The sequence below is a fragment of the Streptomyces sp. NPDC096311 genome (genome assembly GCF_044763085.1).
GTDB lineage: Bacteria > Actinomycetota > Actinomycetes > Streptomycetales > Streptomycetaceae > Streptomyces.
The window spans coordinates 405,564-421,902 of the sequence record NZ_JBIWFN010000004.1; the positions used below are offsets into that span (position 1 = coordinate 405,564).

Below are 16,339 nucleotides of genomic sequence, written 5' to 3' on the forward strand. Positions count from 1 at the left end.
GATGAGCACCGCCACCGCCAAACAGCAGGGCAGTGGCCCGGTGCTGGACTGGGCTGCTGGTCACGGACCCGTGACCGGCGCCCTGTCCGCCACCACCGGAGCCTTTGCCGTCGCCACCACCGGCGCCGCCACCGCCATGCCCCCCGGATGGGCGCTGGCTGTGGGCGCCGCCGGCGCCCTCGGCCACACCATCGTCGGCCTGCGGGTCCGCAACGCCGGCCGCACCCTCGCCACCCGCGCCGCCTCCTGGCTCGTCGGCGCCGGCTGGACCACCTGGGCCATGACCCACGGCCCCCTCACCTGGGCCGCCCTCGGCTCCCTGGCCACCATCGGAGTCGGCATCGGGGCCGCCGCCCGCTCGGCCGCGCTGTTCGAGGAGGCCCGCGAGGAAGAGGCCACCGCCGCAGCGGAGCGGCAGATTGCGCGGGAGTTGTCCGCGGAGCGCCGGGCGATCGCCGCGGAGTGGGTGGAGCGCATCCAGCGGGTGTGCGGGATCACCGTGCGCGTGCTGGGTGTCGAGCAGTGGCCGACCGGGGCCGGGTTCTCCATTGACGCCGAACTCCCCCAGGGCGGCGCCACCTACGCCAAGATCGCCGCCGAGTCGACGCGGCTGTCCGCGGACGCGCGGCTGCCGCACGGCTGCACCGCCACCGCGTCCCCCGGCATCGACCAGGGCCGCGTCATCATCGACGTGACCACGGTCAACGTCCTTCAGGAAGAGCGCACCTACCCCTCCGACTACGGCACGCTTTCCCTGCTGACCGGGATCCCGTGGGGGTACCGGACGAATGCGGCGAGCATCCTCGCCTACCTGCGCGAGCAGTGCGCGCTGGTCGTCGGTCCGACCGGTTCGGGCAAGACGAACATGGTCCACACGATCCTGGCCGGGTTCGCCCGCGCCGAGGACGTCCTGACCTGGGTGATCGACCTGAACGCCGGATCCGCTGGCCTGCCCTGGGTCCTCCCGGCGCTGAACGGGGAGATCGAGACCCCGGAGCGCAAGGCGGTGCGGCCGGGGATCGACTGGCTTGCCGGAACCTACGACGAAGCCATGGCGATGCTGGAGACCGCGGTCCGTGTCGCCAAGCAGCGCAAGATGGGCTATCAGGACCTGTTGGCCAAGGCGAACACGGATCTGCTGCCCATCAGCCGGACGATCCCTCAGATCATGCTGGTGATCGATGAGGGCGCGGAGATCCTCGCCAGCTCGGACCGAGCGATGCGCAAGCTCGCGGAAAAGATCCTGGAAGTCATCCGGATCGCCCGCGCCATGGGCGTGCGCACCGTCCTGACCGCCCTCGGAGCCACCGGGGCGGTGCTGGGCAACCTAATGATCCGCCGGGAGGCGAAGGTCCGTGTCGCCCTCACCGGCGGGGAGACCGAGGGCATGGACCTGGGCAAGATGTTCCCCGGCTCCCGCGGCCTGCGTGTGGACCAGGCCCCGTTCAAGGGCGCCGGGTTCATGGGCACCCCCGAGTCGCCGGCCGCGCTGTTCAAGGCGTGGCGGATCCTGCCCAACCAGATCCGCGAGATCATCGCCGCCACCAGCGACCGGCATCCCGTGCTCGATGCGGTGTCCGCCAAGGCAGCCGGGCCCGCCTACGCCCGCCGCTGGGACGCCGACCGCACCGCGTGGATGCGCGAGCACACCCCCGACGACGGAACGGGCGGTGCGCCTTCGGGCGGGGGCGGGGGTGGGCTGAACCTGTCCGCGCTGAGTGGCCCCCGAGCGGAGCAGGGCTCGGAGGCGGACGAGATGCTGCGGCAGTTCCGGGCACAGATCGACGCCCAGTTCGCCACCGCGCCCGAACCGCGGGCCTCCGAGGATGGCCCGCCGGCTTCGGGAGACGGGCTGAACCTGTCCGCGCTGCGGGGTGAGCGGGAGCACGGCCCGGCATGGCTGCCCGCCGCGCTGGAAGCGATCAAGGCGACCGGCGCGGAGGGCATGAAGCCCTCCGCGGTCGCAGAGTTGGCCGGCAAGGACCGCAAGACCGTCCGCGCCGCCCTGCAAGCCGCAGTCGAACGGGGCCAGTTGGTCTACCGGGACAACGGCCCGCACTCGGTCTACGTCCACCCCGACCACGCCTGAGCGTCCGCACGCAGCGCTACTGAGTAGTGGGTAGCGGGGAACGCCCCACTACCCGCTAAAGGCCCCTACTGGGGCGCACAGGGGCTTTGAGCAGGGCTTCCCCACTGGGGACCCCACTACCCACTACCCAGTAGCCCCCGCACACCCGTCACGCAACGCCACCCCCGCCCCTTGCCGAAGGGACCCCGTTGTGCACCCCGAAAGCTCGTACGAGATCACCACCGCTAACCGGCCGCGGCCCCATCCGCTGGCCTACCAGGCTGACTGGAGCCAGCCGCCGCGGATGCTTCCCGAGGAACTCCCGCCCGGCGTACAGGTGGTCACCCTGCCCGGCGGGATGCGCACCCTCGCCTACACCCAGCCCCCCACCCACACAGCGCGGCCCGTAGCGGTGGTGCAGCCGATTCCGGCGTGGGCCAAGACCACCGCCCTGCTCGCTCCCACCGTCGGGTTCGGTGTCGCCGCCGCGTCCGTCGGCATCTCCTACGCCGCACCGGGACTGATCGCCATGAGCCACGCCCTGTGGTCCGCCGTCGCTCTCATCGCCGCCGGCGTCGTCGCCATCCCGGTCATCCTGCGCGCCGCACGCCGCCCCACCGGCCCGGCACAGATCACCCAGAACATCACGGCTACCGGCTTCTTCGGCCGGGCTAACGGCACCATCAACCACCGCTGAGGAGACCGCATGTCGTTCGGAGAGACCCCGATCACCATCGTCGGCAACCTGACCGGCGACCCGGAACTGAAGTTCACCGAGGGCGGGGCCGCGCTCGCCAAGTTCACCATCGCCGTCACCCCGCGCAGCTTCGACCGCACCTCCAACCAGTGGAAGGACGGCACCACCGCGTTCTACCGCTGCGCCGCCTGGCGCATGCTGGCCGAGCACATCGCCGAAAGCCTCAAGAAGGGCTCCCGCGTCGTGGCCAACGGGCGGATGCGGCAGCACGACTGGACCACCGAGCAGGACGAGAAGCGCTCCATGCTCGCCGTCGAGATCGACGACATCGGCGCCTCCATCCGGTTCACCACCGTCACCATCAACGCCAAGCGCGCTCCGCAGTCCGGCCCGGCCGGCGATGACCCGTGGGCCAAGACCGGCGACACCCCGGGAGCCTCGCAGCACAGCGAAGAGCCCCCCTTCTAGCAACGCCAAGGGCGGCCCCCGTCTCACGCCAATGAATCGGGGCCGCCCTTGTCCACCAGACCCTCAACAGACCTGTGGAGGTCTCCAGCATGACTCAAGCCTCCGACATCCGGCGAGCCTTACACCAGGAAGCCGAAAGGCCGCCGGCGGGAGATCCCGCGGCGCCCGGGATGCGGTTCTACCTGACCACCCACAAACGCCACTGGCTGCGCCTCACCGACAAGCCGCTGTTCTTGAAGTCCGAGCACTTCGACCGCGCCGTCAAGTGGGACGAAGCCCAAGGCCCCTACGCCGTCGACTCCGGCGGCTTCATGGAGCTGAAGAACAAGGGCACCTGGACCCGTCCGCCCCGCCAGTACGTCGATGACCTGCGCCGCATCTGGGAGCACGTCGGCCCCTACGACTGGGCCGCCCCACAGGACTGGATGTGCGAGGACGCCATCATCAACGGCGGTTGGTTCGGCGGCCAGTACTTCGTCGGCACCCACCTCAGCGTCGCCGAACACCAGCGCCGCACCGTGGCCAACTTCCTCGAACTGCGCTCCGTCGCCCCTGACCTGCGCATTGCCCCCGTCCTCCAGGGGCGCAGCATCCCCGAGTACGAGCACTGCGTGGAGCTGTACAAGGACGCCGGCGTCGACCTGCGAGCCGAACCGGTTGTCGGGCTCGGGTCGGTGTGCCGGTTGCAGTCCACCCGCGAGGGTGCCGCGATCGTCACCGCGATGGCCGCCCACGGCTTCAGGCTGCACGGCTTTGGCTTCAAGATCCTCGGTCTGGAACGCGTCGGGCATCTCCTGGCCTCCGCGGACTCCGCTGCCTGGAGCTCCCACGCCCGCCGCCGCCCGCCGCTGACCGGCCACACGCACAAGAACTGCGCCAACTGCATCGATTACGCCCTGAAGTGGCGCGAGCGCGTCATCAACGCCATCCCCACCCAGCGCCAACTGCTGCTGACCGACCGGAGCGCAGCATGAATCAGACCCCCGCTGCCGGCCTGCCCAAACTGGAATTGCTCGCCTGGGCTTTGGACGCGGCTCGCCGCGACTGGCACGTCATCCCTCTGCGTTTCCAGGACAAGCGGCCCGCCGGGCACGCCGAGAAGCACTGTCCCCGCACCGGCCGCTGCACCGACGGGCACCGCAAGCCCGAGCAGCGCGCCACCACCGATGTGGACCTGCTCACCACCGCGTGGACGCAGCAGCCCTACAACATCGGCATTGCCACCGGCCCCTCTGGGCTCCTGGTCGTCGACCTCGACACCCTCAAGCCCGAAGAACAGGAAGGAACGCCTGACGGCGCCGCCAACTTCCTGGCGCTCTGCGAGCGCGCCGGCCAGAACATCCCGCCCACCTACCAGGTGCGGACTCCCAGCGGGGGCCAGCACCTGTACTTCACCCAGCCTCCCGGCGTACGGCTGCACTCCACCGCTGGACGGCTGGCCCATCACATCGACACCCGCGGCTGGGGCGGCTACGTCGTCGCCCCCGCCAGCACCACCCCCCAGGGCGCCTACACCCTCGTGGATGACCGGCCCCCCGCCCCACTGCCCGAATGGCTCCACAAGGCGCTCACCGACCGGCCAGAGCGACCGCACTACGCCATCGCGCACTTCATGAAGAGCGCCAATGGGTACGCCGCAGCAGCGCTCCGCGCGGAGACCGCCAACGTTGCCCACGCCGCGGACGGGGTGCGCAATGCCACGCTGCTGCGGGCCGCGCGCGCTCTGGGACGGCTGGTGGCATCCGGCGGCCTCGACCGCGGACAGGTTGAGGAGGCTCTTAGTAGGGCGGCAGCGGGCAACGCCACACAGCCGCAGCGCTACTACGACGACGTCATCACCCGCGGCCTGGACTGGTCCATCGCCCACAACCCGCAGCGGAGGGCCGCATGACCAGCCCGCCCCCTACTAAGAGCACCAACCCCACCCGCACAGCCCGCGACTCCGCCAACGACAGACAAGGAACACCGGCGGGTGTGCGGCCGAAGGGCGACGCCGAAGGCGTCCTTTCAGCTCTTGCCTTCACCGTCCTCACCGAGGGCGAAGCCCGAGCCGATGACGGACGCCGGCCGATCGCGTGGCTGGTCGTCCGCACGCCCCATCGCCGCACGCCGACCGCGCTCTCTACCTGTGCATGCGCACGCCACCGCACTGCCGCGGGCCACGCCGACGTGCGGGCGCTGATCGCCGACCACGAAGCCCACCGCGACACCTGCCCGCTCCGGAGCTCCCAGGAAGGGAGGAAGACAGCATGACCAGCACCACCCCGCCTGCACCGCAGATCGATGGTGCGGCCCTGCTCAACGAGGTGGAAGCCTTCCACCGCCGCTTCAACGTCTTCCCCGGGGAAGCCGCCTTCGTCGCCGTGACCCTGTGGGACGCGCACGCCCATCTGATCGAGTGCTTCGAGACGACGCCAAGGATCGCGTTCCTGTCCCCGGAGCCCGGGTCGGGGAAGTCGCGGGCGCTGGAGATCGTGGAACTGCTCACCCCCCGACCGGTCGCCACCGTGTCCGCATCCGCCAATGCCCTCTACCGGCTGGTCGACTCGGCCGAAGGACTGCCCACCGTGCTGTTCGACGAGGTGGACACGATCTTCGGTCCCAGGGCCGGCGCCGATGAGGCCCTGCGTGGCTTCCTGAACGCCGGATACCGGCGCATCGGCGGCGCCCTGCGCTGCGTCGGTGAAGGCTCCAACCAGAACGCGCAGGTCTTCGATTCCTACTGTGCGGTCGCCATGGCCGGGCTCGGTTCCCTGCCCAACACCGTTCTCACGCGCGCGGTCATCGTCCGCATGCGCAAGCGCGCCCCCAACGAGAAAGTTGAGCCCTACCGGCAGCGCACCCACGAGAAGCAAGGCCACGCCCTGCGGGATCGGCTCGCCAAGTGGGCGGACACCGTCCGCGACCGGGTGGCGAACGCGTGGCCCGAGATGCCCGAGGGCGTGACCGACCGGCCCGCCGATGTGTGGGAGCCCCTGCTCGCCGTCGCGGACGCAGCCGGGGGCGACTGGCCGGCACGGGCGCGTGCCGCCTGTGTGGAACTGATCAGCGCAGCCCACGACAACGACGAATCCTCCATCGGCATCAGGCTGTTGACGGACCTGCGGGACAAGGTGTTCTGCGGCGCGGACCGCATGCCGACCGCCGCGATCATCGAGTGCCTGCTCCGCATGGACGACGGCCTGTGGGGCGATCTGGACGACAAGCCGATCAACTCCCGCACTCTGGGACGGCTGTTGGGGCAGTACGTCACCCAAGCGAACAAGCCGATCAAGTCGCGCGGCATCCGCACCCCGTCGGGCTTCCCGAAGGGCTACTACGCGGAGGACCTCGCGGACGCGTGGGTGAGGTACTGCCCTCCACCCCCCGGAGAATCCGCCACGTCCGCCACGTCCGCCACACCGCAGGTCAGCAGGGGTGAATCCGTGGCGGATACCGCCACCGCCATCCGCCACACGTCCGCGGAAACCGCCACACAGCCCGTCCTCGCCGGCTGACCAAACCGGCCCTCCCGGTGCCGCCGCATCCCCCAGGTGTGGCGGCACCTATCCGCCACAAAAACGCTATCCGCCACACGATCAAGGCTCTGACCTGCGATGTGGCGGCGTGGCGGACGTGGCGGATTCCCCAAGAAGGCAGAGACCGAGGAGAAGCAACGATGGCTCGCTCCCAGATGCTCAAACTCCCCGAAGTCCTCGACGAGATACAGATGAGCCGCGCAGCCTTCTACCGCATGCGCGCCCGCGGTCAAGCACCCCGGCTCGTAAAGCTGCCGAACGGCCACCTGCGCGTGCGTCGCGCTGACCTGGACGACTGGCTGAACGGCCACGCTGCCGCCTACTGATCACCCGAGGGGCCCGGCTCATGCCGGGCCCTTCCCACGTAGAAGGGCCCCAAATGGGGAAGACATACGACATTCGGATCTGGTCCGTCCGGCAGCGTAAGGACCGCGGGCAGACCTCGGCGGAGCTGCGCTGGAAGACAGCCGAGACCCCGCACTCCCAGACGTTCCGCACGAAGACGCTGGCTGACGGCCGCAGGGCCGAGTTGTTGCGGGCTGTGCATGCGGGTGAGCCGTTCGACGAAGCCACCGGTCTGCCCCTCACGGAACTGCGGGAGCGCGACGACGTGAGTTGGTACCAGCACGCTCGCGAGTACATCGAGATGAAGTGGAAGCACTCCCCTGGCTCTACGCGGCGGACGCTCGCGGAAGCCATGGCTACGGTGACGCCCGCTCTGGTCAAGGACACCAAGGGCATGGCCGACGTCAGGACCGTTCGGACCGCTCTGTACAGCTGGGCCTTCAACGTGAGCCGCCGCGACGAGGAACTCCCAGACGACGTGGCCAAGGTGCTTGCCTGGTTCGAGCGCAAGTCTCTGCCCACATCAGCCTTGGCCGACCGGATGCAAGTTCGTGCAGCCCTCGACGCCCTGACGAAGAAGCTCGACGGCGCCACAGCGTCCGCGTCGACCATCCGCAGGAAGCGCGCCATCTTCCACAACGCGCTGGGCTACGCAGTCGACGCCGGGCGTCTGCTCGACAACCCGCTTCCCCAGGTCCAGTGGAAGGCACCGGAGCAGGTGGAAGAGGAGTTGGACCCCGCCTGTGTGCCCGACCCTCGCCAGGCTCTCGCCCTGCTCGACGCCGTACGCGTGCAGAGTGCCCGGGGACGACGCCTGGTGGCGTTCTTCGGGTGCATGTACTACGCGGCGGCACGGCCGGCCGAGGTCATCGGACTCCGCATGCAGGACTGCGACCTGCCGCGGCGCGGATGGGGCACTCTGCGCCTGCGTGAGACGCGCCCTCGGTCGGGCTCCGCGTGGACCGACAGCGGCGAGGCACACGACCGGCGTGGGCTCAAGCACCGCCCTCGAAAGGCGGTCCGCGCGGTCCCGATCCCGCCCGACCTGGTCGCCCTGCTGCGATGGCACGTCACGGCCTACGGCATCGCCCCGGACGACCGACTGTTCCGTACACAGCGGGGCGGGCTCATCCAGGACACCGGATACGGCGAGGTGTGGGCAGAGGCGCGCGCTCGCGCCCTCACCCCTGCCCAGCGCGCCTCTCTGCTCGCCAAGCGCCCGTATGACCTTCGCCACGCCGCCGTCTCCACGTGGCTTAGCTCCGGCGTCGAACCACAGGTGGTCGCCGCCCGCGCCGGTCACAGCGTGGCCGTCCTCTTCAGGGTCTACGCAAAGTGCCTCGACGGCGCCGCGGCCACGGCAAATGCCCGGATTGAAGCGACACTGAGAAACGGTAGGTAGGAGGCCCGAAGGCTGCCCCACGCCTGCCCCACACGGGCTGGTCAGCACGCGAGTCAGGGTGAGACACAGTGGGAAAAAGCGGCTAAATCGATGCTGCACGCCTCTGGAACGACGAAAGGGTCCGTGATCAGCATTGCTGCTGGTCACAGACCCTTTCGGTCGTGTGGCGGCGCCAGGATTCGAACCTGGGAAGGCTGAGCCGGCAGATTTACAGTCTGCTCCCTTTGGCCGCTCGGGCACACCGCCGGGGTTGCTGCCCTGAGGACCGCTTTTCGGCGGTGCTCCCTGGCAACGACGTAAACGATACCCGATGCTCGGGGGTGCTTCGCCACCCGATTGATCTGCGCTTGGAGGGGAGGGGGTGGCTAGGCTTATGCGGATGCGGCCGGGGACCTACGCCGGGCTCGACGGCCGCCCCTACGCACCCCGATACAAGGAGCCACAGGACATGGCCGACTCCAGTTTCGACATCGTCTCGAAGGTCGAGCGGCAGGAGGTCGACAACGCCCTCAACCAGGCCGCCAAGGAGATCTCGCAGCGCTACGACTTCAAGAACGTGGGCGCCTCCATCTCCTGGTCCGGCGAGAAGATCCTGATGGAGGCGAACTCCGAGGAGCGGGTCAAGGCCATCCTCGATGTGTTCGAGACCAAGCTGGTCAAGCGCGGTATCTCGCTGAAGGCGCTGGACGCGGGCGAGCCCCAGCTCTCCGGCAAGGAGTACAAGATCTTCGCGTCCATCGAGGAGGGCATCTCCCAGGAGAACGCGAAGAAGGTGGCGAAGATCATTCGCGACGAGGGCCCGAAGGGCGTGAAGGCGCAGGTGCAGGGCGACGAGCTGCGCGTCAGCTCGAAGAGCCGTGACGACCTGCAGGCCGTGCAGGCACTGCTCAAGGGCAAGGACTTCGACTTCGCGCTGCAGTACGTGAACTACCGGTAGCCATCGGCCTCCGACCGGCTTCGGCCGGTGGTTCATTGCGCGTACAAGGAAAGTTCCGCGTACGAGGAAGGGTGGGCCCCCGGGGGTGCCCACCCTTCTCGCCTGCTGGCTGCGGCCTCGGGGCGTGCGCTCAACGGCGCGAGTCGCCGAACAGGATGCGGTAGAGGATGAGCAGAACGAGCGAGCCGCCGATTGCGGCGGCCCACGTGGCGCCGTCGTAGAACTGCTTGGCGATCGGGTGGTCCAGCCAGCGCGCGGAGATCCAGCCGCCGATGAAGGCGCCCGCGATGCCGATGACGGTCGTTCCGATGAAGCCGCCCGGGTCGCGGCCCGGCAGCAGGAATTTGGCGATGGCTCCGGCCAACAGTCCCAGAATGATCCAGCTGATGATGCCCATGCCCTGAACCTGCCTCTCCGCGCTGTGCTTGTGCTGTGATCCTGCTCCGGACCTGCTGTCTCATGCCTTCGAGTTCGAGCAGCCGGTGGTCGTGCTGGTGTTCGTGGCGCGTTGTCGGGAAAGACGCCTCATCGGCGGCGGTCGGTTGCAGCGATCAGTAGGGTGCCGCCCATGGCAGAGTCCGGATCCGAGTTGCGGCGCACCCTGGGCGTCGGGGACGCCGTGGTCATCGGGCTCGGATCGATGGTGGGTGCCGGGATCTTCGCGGCGTTGGGCCCCGCCGCACGGGCGGCCGGGTCCGGTCTGCTCCTCGGGCTCGCGATCGCGGCCGTGGTCGCGTACTGCAACGCGATGTCCTCGGCACGGCTGGCCGCTCTGTATCCCGCCTCCGGTGGCACCTATGTGTACGGGCGTGAGCGTCTCGGCGCCTTCTGGGGGTATCTGGCGGGCTGGTCGTTCATCGTCGGGAAGACAGCCTCCTGTGCGGCGATGGCGCTCACCGTGGGCGCGTACGTCTGGCCGGGGCAGGCGCACGCGGTGGCGGTCGGGGCCGTGGTGGCCCTCACCGCGGTGAACTACGGCGGCATGCACAAGTCCGCCCAGCTGACCCGGGTGATCGTTTCGGTGGTCCTCGCGGTCCTCGCCTCCGTGGTGGTCGTGTGTCTCGGATCGGACACCTCCGAAGCGGGGCGGCTGGACGTCGGGGTCTCCGGTGGCGCGGGCGGGGTGCTTCAGGCGGCGGGGCTGCTGTTCTTCGCGTTCGCCGGATACGCGCGGATCGCGACGCTCGGTGAGGAGGTACGGGATCCGTCGCGCACCATTCCGCGCGCGATCCCGACGGCTCTGGGTGTCGCGCTCGTGGTGTACGCGGCGGTCGCGGTGGCGGTCCTTTCGGTGCTGGGGCCGGAGGGGCTCGGGCGCGCCTCGGCGCCGCTGGCCGACGCGGTGCGGACGGCCGGTGTGCCGGGGCTGGTGCCGGTGGTACGGGTGGGTGCGGCCGTGGCCGCTCTCGGCTCGCTCCTCGCCCTGATCCTGGGCGTCTCACGGACGACGCTGGCCATGGCCCGCGACGGTCATCTGCCGGGCGCCCTGGCGGACGTACATCCGCGTTTCCAGGTGCCGCACCGGGCGGAGCTGGCCGTGGGCGCGGTGGTCGCCGCGCTGGCCGCGACGGTGGACGTGCGGGGCGCGATCGGGTTCTCCTCCTTCGGTGTACTGGCGTACTACGCCGTGGCCAACGCGTCGGCGTGGACCCTGAGCACCGCCCCGGCGGCGCGGCTGGTGCCGGTGGTGGGACTCGTCGGGTGCGTGACCCTGGCGTTCGCGCTTCCGGCGCTTTCAGTGGTCGTGGGCGCGGCGGTGCTGGGGGTGGGGGTGGCGGCGTATGGCGTGAGGGGGTGGCGGCGTACCGCGTGACGGGGTGGGTGGCATACGGCGTGACGGGGTGGGCGGCCTCGCGGTAGCCGCCGGCGGGGCGTCGGTGGCGGGCAGGTCGCTACGAAGCCTGTGCAGCCGCCGTGCGTATGCGGAAGTCGGGCCAAGGGGCCAAGTCCGTGTCGTCGTGGGACTCCTCGTACCAGCCGGAGCCTTCCAGCCAGGTGTCCAGCCACGCCTCTAGGTCGGGTGCGTCCACGTACCAGGCGTGGTCGGCCTCGTCGGCGTTCGGCTCGAAGAGCAGGACCGTGCCCCGGGGGCTGCGGCAGTCCACGCACGCGTACATCCCGCAGCCCCAGTGGGATATCGGCAGGACGCCCTCCGGCCAGGGCCAGTCGGGGTCCTGTCGGCCGCTCTCCCGGTGGGCGAGGTACTGCGGGACGGCGGCGGGCTCGCCGGACGGGGAGCCGTCGAGCAGCGGCAACAGGCCGTACTCCGGACCAAAGCCGCCGTCCCCTATCTGTAGGTAGAGCGCGGCGAGCAGTGGCGGCAGAGTGAAGCCCAGGACGGCTTCGGCGCGGGTGACCGTCGTCGCGTCCACGGGGTCGGGGAGCGAGGGCCAGCCCCACGGGCGGGTGTTGCGGGCCTCCGTACCGACCCGTGCCAGCAACTGCTCGATTTCGGTCATGGCTTCATGATGCAGCGCGCCACTGACAATCGGGCGGCCTGTGGATAACCCATCAGGCGATGCGTACGTCGACGCCGTTCGCGGTGAGGAAGTGGAGCAGTTCCTCGAAAGTCGGGGGTCTGCGGTCGCGGCACGGTGTCACGCCGAGGCAGGTACGGGCGACGTCCGCGTCGTGCCAGACGAGAGTGAAGGGCGGCTCGGCGCCGTAGCCGCCTCGCAGGCAGTCGGCGACGGCGTTCAGGTCGTGGCCGAAGTAGCCGCCGGGGCCGTTCACCGCCTCGCCCAGCGCGCAGTGGAAGGCCGGCGCATCGGTGACGTGGCGGCCGTCGAGGTGGTAGGTGGAGCCTGGCTCTGGGGCGGGCCCGTACGGGTTCGTTCCTTCCCGTGCCCGGTCGAGCCAGAACTCGCGCCCCTGCGAGCTGCATCGGGCCCAGCTGTTCGGCTCGGACTGGCGTTCGCGCCACCACACGTCCCAGGCCTCGCGGGCTGCTCTAGGAAGCCGCCGCGACCAGGGGTCGAGCGTGAGATCGACCAGGCCCCGGCCGTGCGCGGAGGGGATCCAGGCGATGATCTCGCCTTCGAGTACGGAGCCGACCGTCCGGCCGACCCAGTTGAGGCGCAGCACACGGGCGTGTCCCAGGTCCTCGTCGCCCGCTTCGAGCGCGTCGCGCAGGGATCCGCGCGGGGAGCAGCCGAGCAGGCGCACCGGCGGGTCGGCCGGTTCGAGGAATTCGCCCGGGACTTGGCCGAGGTCCCTGCAGTGGCCCCACGGCTCGCCGTCCGCGCCCAGCAGTCGGTATCCCGCGGAGGGTAACGGCCGTTGGGGGTGTTCGGCCTGGGTGTCCGGGACCACCGACGCCTCGACGGTGATGTCGCGCAGCGTCGGGTCGAGCGCGCACGGGCGGTCGCCGAGGACCCGTGCGTACTCCAGTGGCCATTCCTCCCCGACCGGGGTGTGCGTAGCGTCGAGGGTCCGCACCAATAAACCGCCCAACGGAGCGGAGCCCGTGGTGCGGGCCCTCTCCACGGCCCCGGCCAGCTCGCCCCGGGGTGCGCAGCCCAGCAGGTCGTACCGGACGCGCGGGGAAGGAAGCGGATCGGTGTAGAGCTCGTCAGTGGCGTCCTTGCACAGGGCCCATATCGACTCACCGACGCCCCTGTTGCTGTATGCCGCCACGGCGTACTTCGGATTCTGCACCCCCGCGCCGCCCCGTCAGCGCGTGGCGAACGGCTCGTCCGTGCGGACGATTTCGCGGCCCAGCGGGAGCAACGAGACCGGGATGAGTTTGAAGTTGGCGATGCCGAACGGGATCGTCTCGGAACGTTCCCGATCACGCCACAAGGCCGCTGCGGTTCCGCCTGAACGCCTGACGAGCTGATACTTGTCTTGGCAGACAGTGGCGACGGAGAAACCTGGAGAGGTGCCGATCATGAAGCTGTTCAGCTTCCTACTGAACGTCCTGTGGTTCGTCTTCTGTGGCATCTGGATGGCGCTCGCGTACACGCTGGCGGCGCTGGTGTGCTTCATCTTGATCGTCACCATCCCGTTCGGCATCGCTTCGCTGCGTATCGCGGGCTACGTCCTGTGGCCGTTCGGCCGAACCACTGTAGAGCGCCCGGACGCCGGCGCGCCGTCGTTCATCGGCAACGTGATCTGGGTGATCTTCGCGGGGTGGTGGCTGGCTCTGGGGCACCTGATCACCAGCATCCCGCTGTTCCTGTCGATCATTGGCATCCCGTTCGGGTGGGCCAACTTGAAGCTCATCCCCATCTCGTTGATGCCGCTGGGCCGTGAGGTGGTCCCGACCGATCAGAGGTTCGGTGGCCGCTGACCTTGGCACGCGCCACACCGGAGCCCCGGGGGCGAAGGGCCGCCTTGCTCGCCTCTCCTAGATGTCGCCGCCTAACGCTCCCCCCCGGGGAGGAATCGCATCCTGAGCGTGGGCGGCGCGGAGCGCCGCCGCATCCCTGCGGAACGCTCCCACGACGCAGTGCCGCAGCGTCGTCACGGTGTGATCGGCCGGGGTGTCCGGCCGGCAAAGACGGCGGGGATGCGACGGTTCGCTTCCCTCGATCGGATGACCCGCCCCGAACGTGTTCGTGGTGTCCCGTACGGGTGTGTACGTCCGGTGATCGTGAAGCTGACCATGCAGGTGAAACTGCTGCCCACGCCCGTGCAGGCGACGGCACTTGAGGCGACTCCGCACGCGTGCAACGAGGCCGCCACCTGGGCCGGGCGGGTCGCCTTCGAGGAGGACGTGAAGCGCAACTTTGCGCTGCGCGGGCACGTGTACGGCGAGATCAGGGCCCGGTGGGGGCTGGGGGCGCAGGCCGCCCAGCACGTGATCAAAAAGACGTGCGACGCGTACGCCACGCTGAGGGCCAACCTGAAGGCCGGGAACCTGGGCAGGCCGGGCTCGAAGCGCTACCGCCGGGCTACGCAGAAACCGATCGCCTTCCGGCCACAGGGCGCGCAGCCCTACGACGACCGCATGCTGTCCTGGCGGATTGCCGAGCGGCGGATCTCGATCTGGACGGTGGCGGGCCGGGTCAGGGACGTGGCGTTCACCGTCGCCCCGGAGCAGTTGGCCACGCCGGCCCTGTACCGCAAGGGCGAATCCGATCTCGTGTGCCGGGACGGCATGTGGTTCCTGCTGGCGACCTGCGAGGTACCCGAAGCACCCTTGAACCCGACTCCGGTGGACTTCCTCGGGATCGACCTGGGCATCGTGAACATCGCCACCACCTCGGACGGCAAGATCATGGCCGGACGCGAGCTCAGCCGCACGCGGCTGCGGGAGCGGAAGCTGCGCACCAAACTGCAGAAGAAGAACACCCCGTCCGCCAAACGCCGCGCCGAGAAGCGGCGGTGCAAGGAAGCCCGGCGGCGAAGGACATCAACCACAAGATCGCGAAACATGTGGTGGCCGAGGCTGGGGGGTACCTCCCACGCCCCTTAGGCAGTGGGGGAGCACCGGTCGCGGAATCGCCCTGGAGGACCTGACGGGCATCCGTGAACGGGTACGGCTTCGCAAGCCCCAACGGACCACCCACTCCAGCTGATCCTTCCACCAGCTGGGGCAGTTCATCGCGTACAAGGCCCGCCGGGCGGGAGTGCCGGTGGTGTACGTCGATCCGGCGTACACCACCCGCACCTGCGCCGAGTGCGGACACATCGACCATGCGAACCGGGTCTCACAGGCCTGGTTCGCGTGCCGATCCTGCGGATTCGTTGATCACGCGGACCGGAACAGCTCCCACAACATCCCCGCCCGCGCATGGGAGTTGTGGCGACGCGGGGCCGAGTCGACAGCCCCTGCCCCACCACCGCGCCAGCGGAGTGGGACTGGACGCAAACTCTGCGTCACCGCCAGTGATGCCCGTTGTGCAAGCCCGGGACTTCAGTCCCGGTGCAGTTGACGATTGTCTTCATTGCTGGCGACCTGCCATCTGCTCGAGCCGTGCAATGCGCTCCGCCATCGGCGGGTGCGTGGAGAACATCTTCGACATTCCCTGCCCCGGGCGGAAGGGGTTGGCGATCATCATGTGACTCGCGGTCTCGATGCGCGGCTCGGGGGGCAGCGGCAGTTGTTTGGTGCCGGCGTCGAGCTTGCGCAGGGCACTGGCGAGGGCGAGGGGGTCGCCGGTGAGCTGGGCGCCGGACGCGTCCGCCTCGTACTCCCTGGAGCGGCTGATGGCCAGCTGGATGAGGGAAGCGGCGAGCGGACCCAGAATCATGATCAGCAGCATGCCGAGGATGCCGGGGCCCTCGTCGTCGTTCGAACGGCCGACCGGGATCAGCCAGGCGAAATTCACCAGGAACATGATCACGGAGGCGAGGGCGCCCGCGACCGACGAGATCAGGATGTCGCGGTTGTAGACATGGCTGAGCTCGTGGCCGATGACGCCGCGCAGCTCGCGCTCGTCCAGGATGCGCAGGATTCCCTCGGTGCAGCACACTGCCGCGTTGCGCGGGTTGTGCCCCGTCGCGAACGCGTTCGGCGCTTCGGTCGGTGAGATGTACAGGCGCGGCATGGGCTGGCGGGCCTGGGTCGAGAGCTCCCGGACGATGCGGTACAGGGCCGGGGCCTCGAATTCGCTCACCGGGCGCGCGCGCATCGCGCGTAGAGCCAGTTTGTCGCTGTTCCAGTACGCGTACGCGTTCGTCCCGATCGCGATGAACAGCGCGACGAAGAGACCGGTACGCCCGAAGAAACTGCCGATGACGATGATGAGTGCGGACAGTCCCCCGAGGAGTACGGCGGTCCTGAGCCCATTGTGCCGGCGGTGCACGGTACGCCCTCCAAGTGGTGCGGCAGGGGAACCCTTTGCTTACTGATACGTTGCTTCCACTTTTCAGTGGAACCTCCCGCATTGGTCAACGCCAGGCGGGGAGCACTAGTTCCCTTGTGCGCGCGACAGCGCGCGTGGACCGTCCGGGTGAC

General features: G+C 69.5%; 16 protein-coding genes, 1 tRNA gene and 1 pseudogene. 12 read left to right on the plus strand and 6 right to left on the minus strand.

Features of this window, described 5'->3' with window-relative positions:
* The first annotated feature begins 1 nt into the window (after position 1).
* The 8 genes from ACIRA5_RS13455 (at position 2) to ACIRA5_RS13490 (ending at position 8,498) form a co-directional block, all read left to right on the plus strand.
* Positions 2-2,089 carry a hypothetical protein gene (locus ACIRA5_RS13455; protein ID WP_403690415.1) on the plus strand — a complete coding sequence of 696 codons (2,088 nt, stop codon included), beginning with the start codon at positions 2-4 and terminating at the stop codon, positions 2,087-2,089.
* A 190-nt stretch (positions 2,090-2,279) separates the two neighbouring features.
* A complete protein-coding gene (locus ACIRA5_RS13460; protein ID WP_403690417.1) occupies positions 2,280-2,765 on the plus strand; it encodes a hypothetical protein in 486 nt (161 codons plus the stop codon).
* 9 nt (positions 2,766-2,774) lie between these two features.
* Positions 2,775-3,233: a single-stranded DNA-binding protein gene (ssb, locus tag ACIRA5_RS13465; protein WP_403690419.1), complete on the plus strand. Its 459-nt coding sequence runs from the start codon at positions 2,775-2,777 to the stop codon at positions 3,231-3,233.
* A gap of 170 nt (positions 3,234-3,403) precedes the next feature.
* Entirely contained in the window at positions 3,404-4,207 is an 804-nt protein-coding gene (locus ACIRA5_RS13470; protein ID WP_403690422.1) for a hypothetical protein, read from the plus strand.
* Positions 4,204-5,124: a bifunctional DNA primase/polymerase gene (locus ACIRA5_RS13475; protein ID WP_403690424.1), complete on the plus strand. Its 921-nt coding sequence runs from the start codon at positions 4,204-4,206 to the stop codon at positions 5,122-5,124. The genes ACIRA5_RS13470 and ACIRA5_RS13475 overlap by 4 nt, the downstream gene beginning before the upstream one ends.
* Before the next feature lie 358 nt (positions 5,125-5,482).
* Entirely contained in the window at positions 5,483-6,730 is a 1,248-nt protein-coding gene (locus tag ACIRA5_RS13480; protein ID WP_403690425.1) for a DUF3631 domain-containing protein, read from the plus strand.
* Between the two features lie 161 nt (positions 6,731-6,891).
* Positions 6,892-7,077, plus strand: a complete 186-nt coding sequence (locus tag ACIRA5_RS13485; RefSeq protein ID WP_403690428.1) for a helix-turn-helix transcriptional regulator — start codon at positions 6,892-6,894, stop codon at positions 7,075-7,077.
* A 53-nt stretch (positions 7,078-7,130) separates the two neighbouring features.
* On the plus strand, positions 7,131-8,498 hold the full coding sequence (locus tag ACIRA5_RS13490) for a tyrosine-type recombinase/integrase (protein ID WP_403690430.1): 1,368 nt from the start codon (positions 7,131-7,133) through the stop codon (positions 8,496-8,498).
* A 164-nt stretch (positions 8,499-8,662) separates the two neighbouring features.
* On the opposite strand, the gene ACIRA5_RS13495 is transcribed toward ACIRA5_RS13490, so the two are convergent.
* Positions 8,663-8,744: transfer RNA gene (locus tag ACIRA5_RS13495), tRNA-Tyr, on the minus strand.
* 202 nt (positions 8,745-8,946) lie between these two features.
* On the opposite strand from ACIRA5_RS13495, the gene ACIRA5_RS13500 reads away from it, so the two are divergent.
* On the plus strand, positions 8,947-9,435 hold the full coding sequence (locus tag ACIRA5_RS13500; RefSeq protein ID WP_101403673.1) for a YajQ family cyclic di-GMP-binding protein: 489 nt from the start codon (positions 8,947-8,949) through the stop codon (positions 9,433-9,435).
* Positions 9,436-9,565: 130 nt separating this feature from the next.
* Here ACIRA5_RS13500 and ACIRA5_RS13505 read toward each other — a convergent pair whose 3' ends face one another.
* Positions 9,566-9,832, minus strand: a complete 267-nt coding sequence (locus ACIRA5_RS13505) for a GlsB/YeaQ/YmgE family stress response membrane protein (protein ID WP_054228314.1) — start codon at positions 9,830-9,832, stop codon at positions 9,566-9,568.
* A 171-nt stretch (positions 9,833-10,003) separates the two neighbouring features.
* Between ACIRA5_RS13505 and ACIRA5_RS13510 the strand changes: the two genes are divergently transcribed.
* Positions 10,004-11,248, plus strand: coding sequence for an APC family permease (locus ACIRA5_RS13510; RefSeq protein ID WP_403690433.1), 1,245 nt, complete (start codon positions 10,004-10,006; stop codon positions 11,246-11,248).
* A 79-nt stretch (positions 11,249-11,327) separates the two neighbouring features.
* Here the strand turns inward: ACIRA5_RS13510 and ACIRA5_RS13515 are convergent, their stop codons facing one another.
* The 3 genes from ACIRA5_RS13515 to ACIRA5_RS13525 are packed head-to-tail and all read right to left on the minus strand — an operon-like array spanning position 11,328 to position 13,326.
* Positions 11,328-11,894 carry an SMI1/KNR4 family protein gene (locus tag ACIRA5_RS13515; protein WP_403690436.1) on the minus strand — a complete coding sequence of 189 codons (567 nt, stop codon included), beginning with the start codon at positions 11,892-11,894 and terminating at the stop codon, positions 11,328-11,330.
* Between the two features lie 52 nt (positions 11,895-11,946).
* Complete coding sequence (locus tag ACIRA5_RS13520) at positions 11,947-13,092, minus strand: barstar family protein (protein ID WP_403690438.1); 1,146 nt, start codon at positions 13,090-13,092, stop codon at positions 11,947-11,949.
* 15 nt (positions 13,093-13,107) lie between these two features.
* Entirely contained in the window at positions 13,108-13,326 is a 219-nt protein-coding gene (locus ACIRA5_RS13525) for a hypothetical protein (RefSeq protein WP_403690726.1), read from the minus strand.
* On the opposite strand from ACIRA5_RS13525, the gene ACIRA5_RS13530 reads away from it, so the two are divergent.
* Together ACIRA5_RS13530 and ACIRA5_RS13535 are read left to right on the plus strand one after the other, a co-directional pair.
* Entirely contained in the window at positions 13,325-13,726 is a 402-nt protein-coding gene (locus ACIRA5_RS13530; protein WP_403690439.1) for a YccF domain-containing protein, read from the plus strand. The genes ACIRA5_RS13525 and ACIRA5_RS13530 overlap by 2 nt on opposite strands.
* Before the next feature lie 303 nt (positions 13,727-14,029).
* Positions 14,030-15,314 (plus strand): annotated as a pseudogene (locus ACIRA5_RS13535) (RNA-guided endonuclease InsQ/TnpB family protein).
* 9 nt (positions 15,315-15,323) lie between these two features.
* Here the strand turns inward: ACIRA5_RS13535 and htpX are convergent.
* Positions 15,324-16,187, minus strand: coding sequence for a zinc metalloprotease HtpX (gene htpX, locus ACIRA5_RS13540; protein WP_403690442.1), 864 nt, complete (start codon positions 16,185-16,187; stop codon positions 15,324-15,326).
* Positions 16,188-16,339 lie beyond the last annotated feature (152 nt).

Coding starts and splice junctions, on each gene's coding strand:
- ACIRA5_RS13455 (WP_403690415.1), top strand. CDS start 2: ATGAGCACCGCCACCGCCAAACAGCAGGGCAGTGGCCCGGTGCTGGAC.
- ssb (WP_403690419.1), top strand. CDS start 2,775: ATGTCGTTCGGAGAGACCCCGATCACCATCGTCGGCAACCTGACCGGC.
- ACIRA5_RS13470 (WP_403690422.1), top strand. CDS start 3,404: ATGCGGTTCTACCTGACCACCCACAAACGCCACTGGCTGCGCCTCACC.
- ACIRA5_RS13475 (WP_403690424.1), top strand. CDS start 4,204: ATGAATCAGACCCCCGCTGCCGGCCTGCCCAAACTGGAATTGCTCGCC.
- ACIRA5_RS13480 (WP_403690425.1), top strand. CDS start 5,483: ATGACCAGCACCACCCCGCCTGCACCGCAGATCGATGGTGCGGCCCTG.
- ACIRA5_RS13485 (WP_403690428.1), top strand. CDS start 6,892: ATGGCTCGCTCCCAGATGCTCAAACTCCCCGAAGTCCTCGACGAGATA.
- ACIRA5_RS13490 (WP_403690430.1), top strand. CDS start 7,131: ATGGGGAAGACATACGACATTCGGATCTGGTCCGTCCGGCAGCGTAAG.
- ACIRA5_RS13500 (WP_101403673.1), top strand. CDS start 8,947: ATGGCCGACTCCAGTTTCGACATCGTCTCGAAGGTCGAGCGGCAGGAG.
- ACIRA5_RS13505 (WP_054228314.1), bottom strand. CDS start 9,832: ATGGGCATCATCAGCTGGATCATTCTGGGACTGTTGGCCGGAGCCATC.
- ACIRA5_RS13510 (WP_403690433.1), top strand. CDS start 10,004: ATGGCAGAGTCCGGATCCGAGTTGCGGCGCACCCTGGGCGTCGGGGAC.
- ACIRA5_RS13515 (WP_403690436.1), bottom strand. CDS start 11,894: ATGACCGAAATCGAGCAGTTGCTGGCACGGGTCGGTACGGAGGCCCGC.
- ACIRA5_RS13530 (WP_403690439.1), top strand. CDS start 13,325: ATGAAGCTGTTCAGCTTCCTACTGAACGTCCTGTGGTTCGTCTTCTGT.
- ACIRA5_RS13525 (WP_403690726.1), bottom strand. CDS start 13,326: ATGATCGGCACCTCTCCAGGTTTCTCCGTCGCCACTGTCTGCCAAGAC.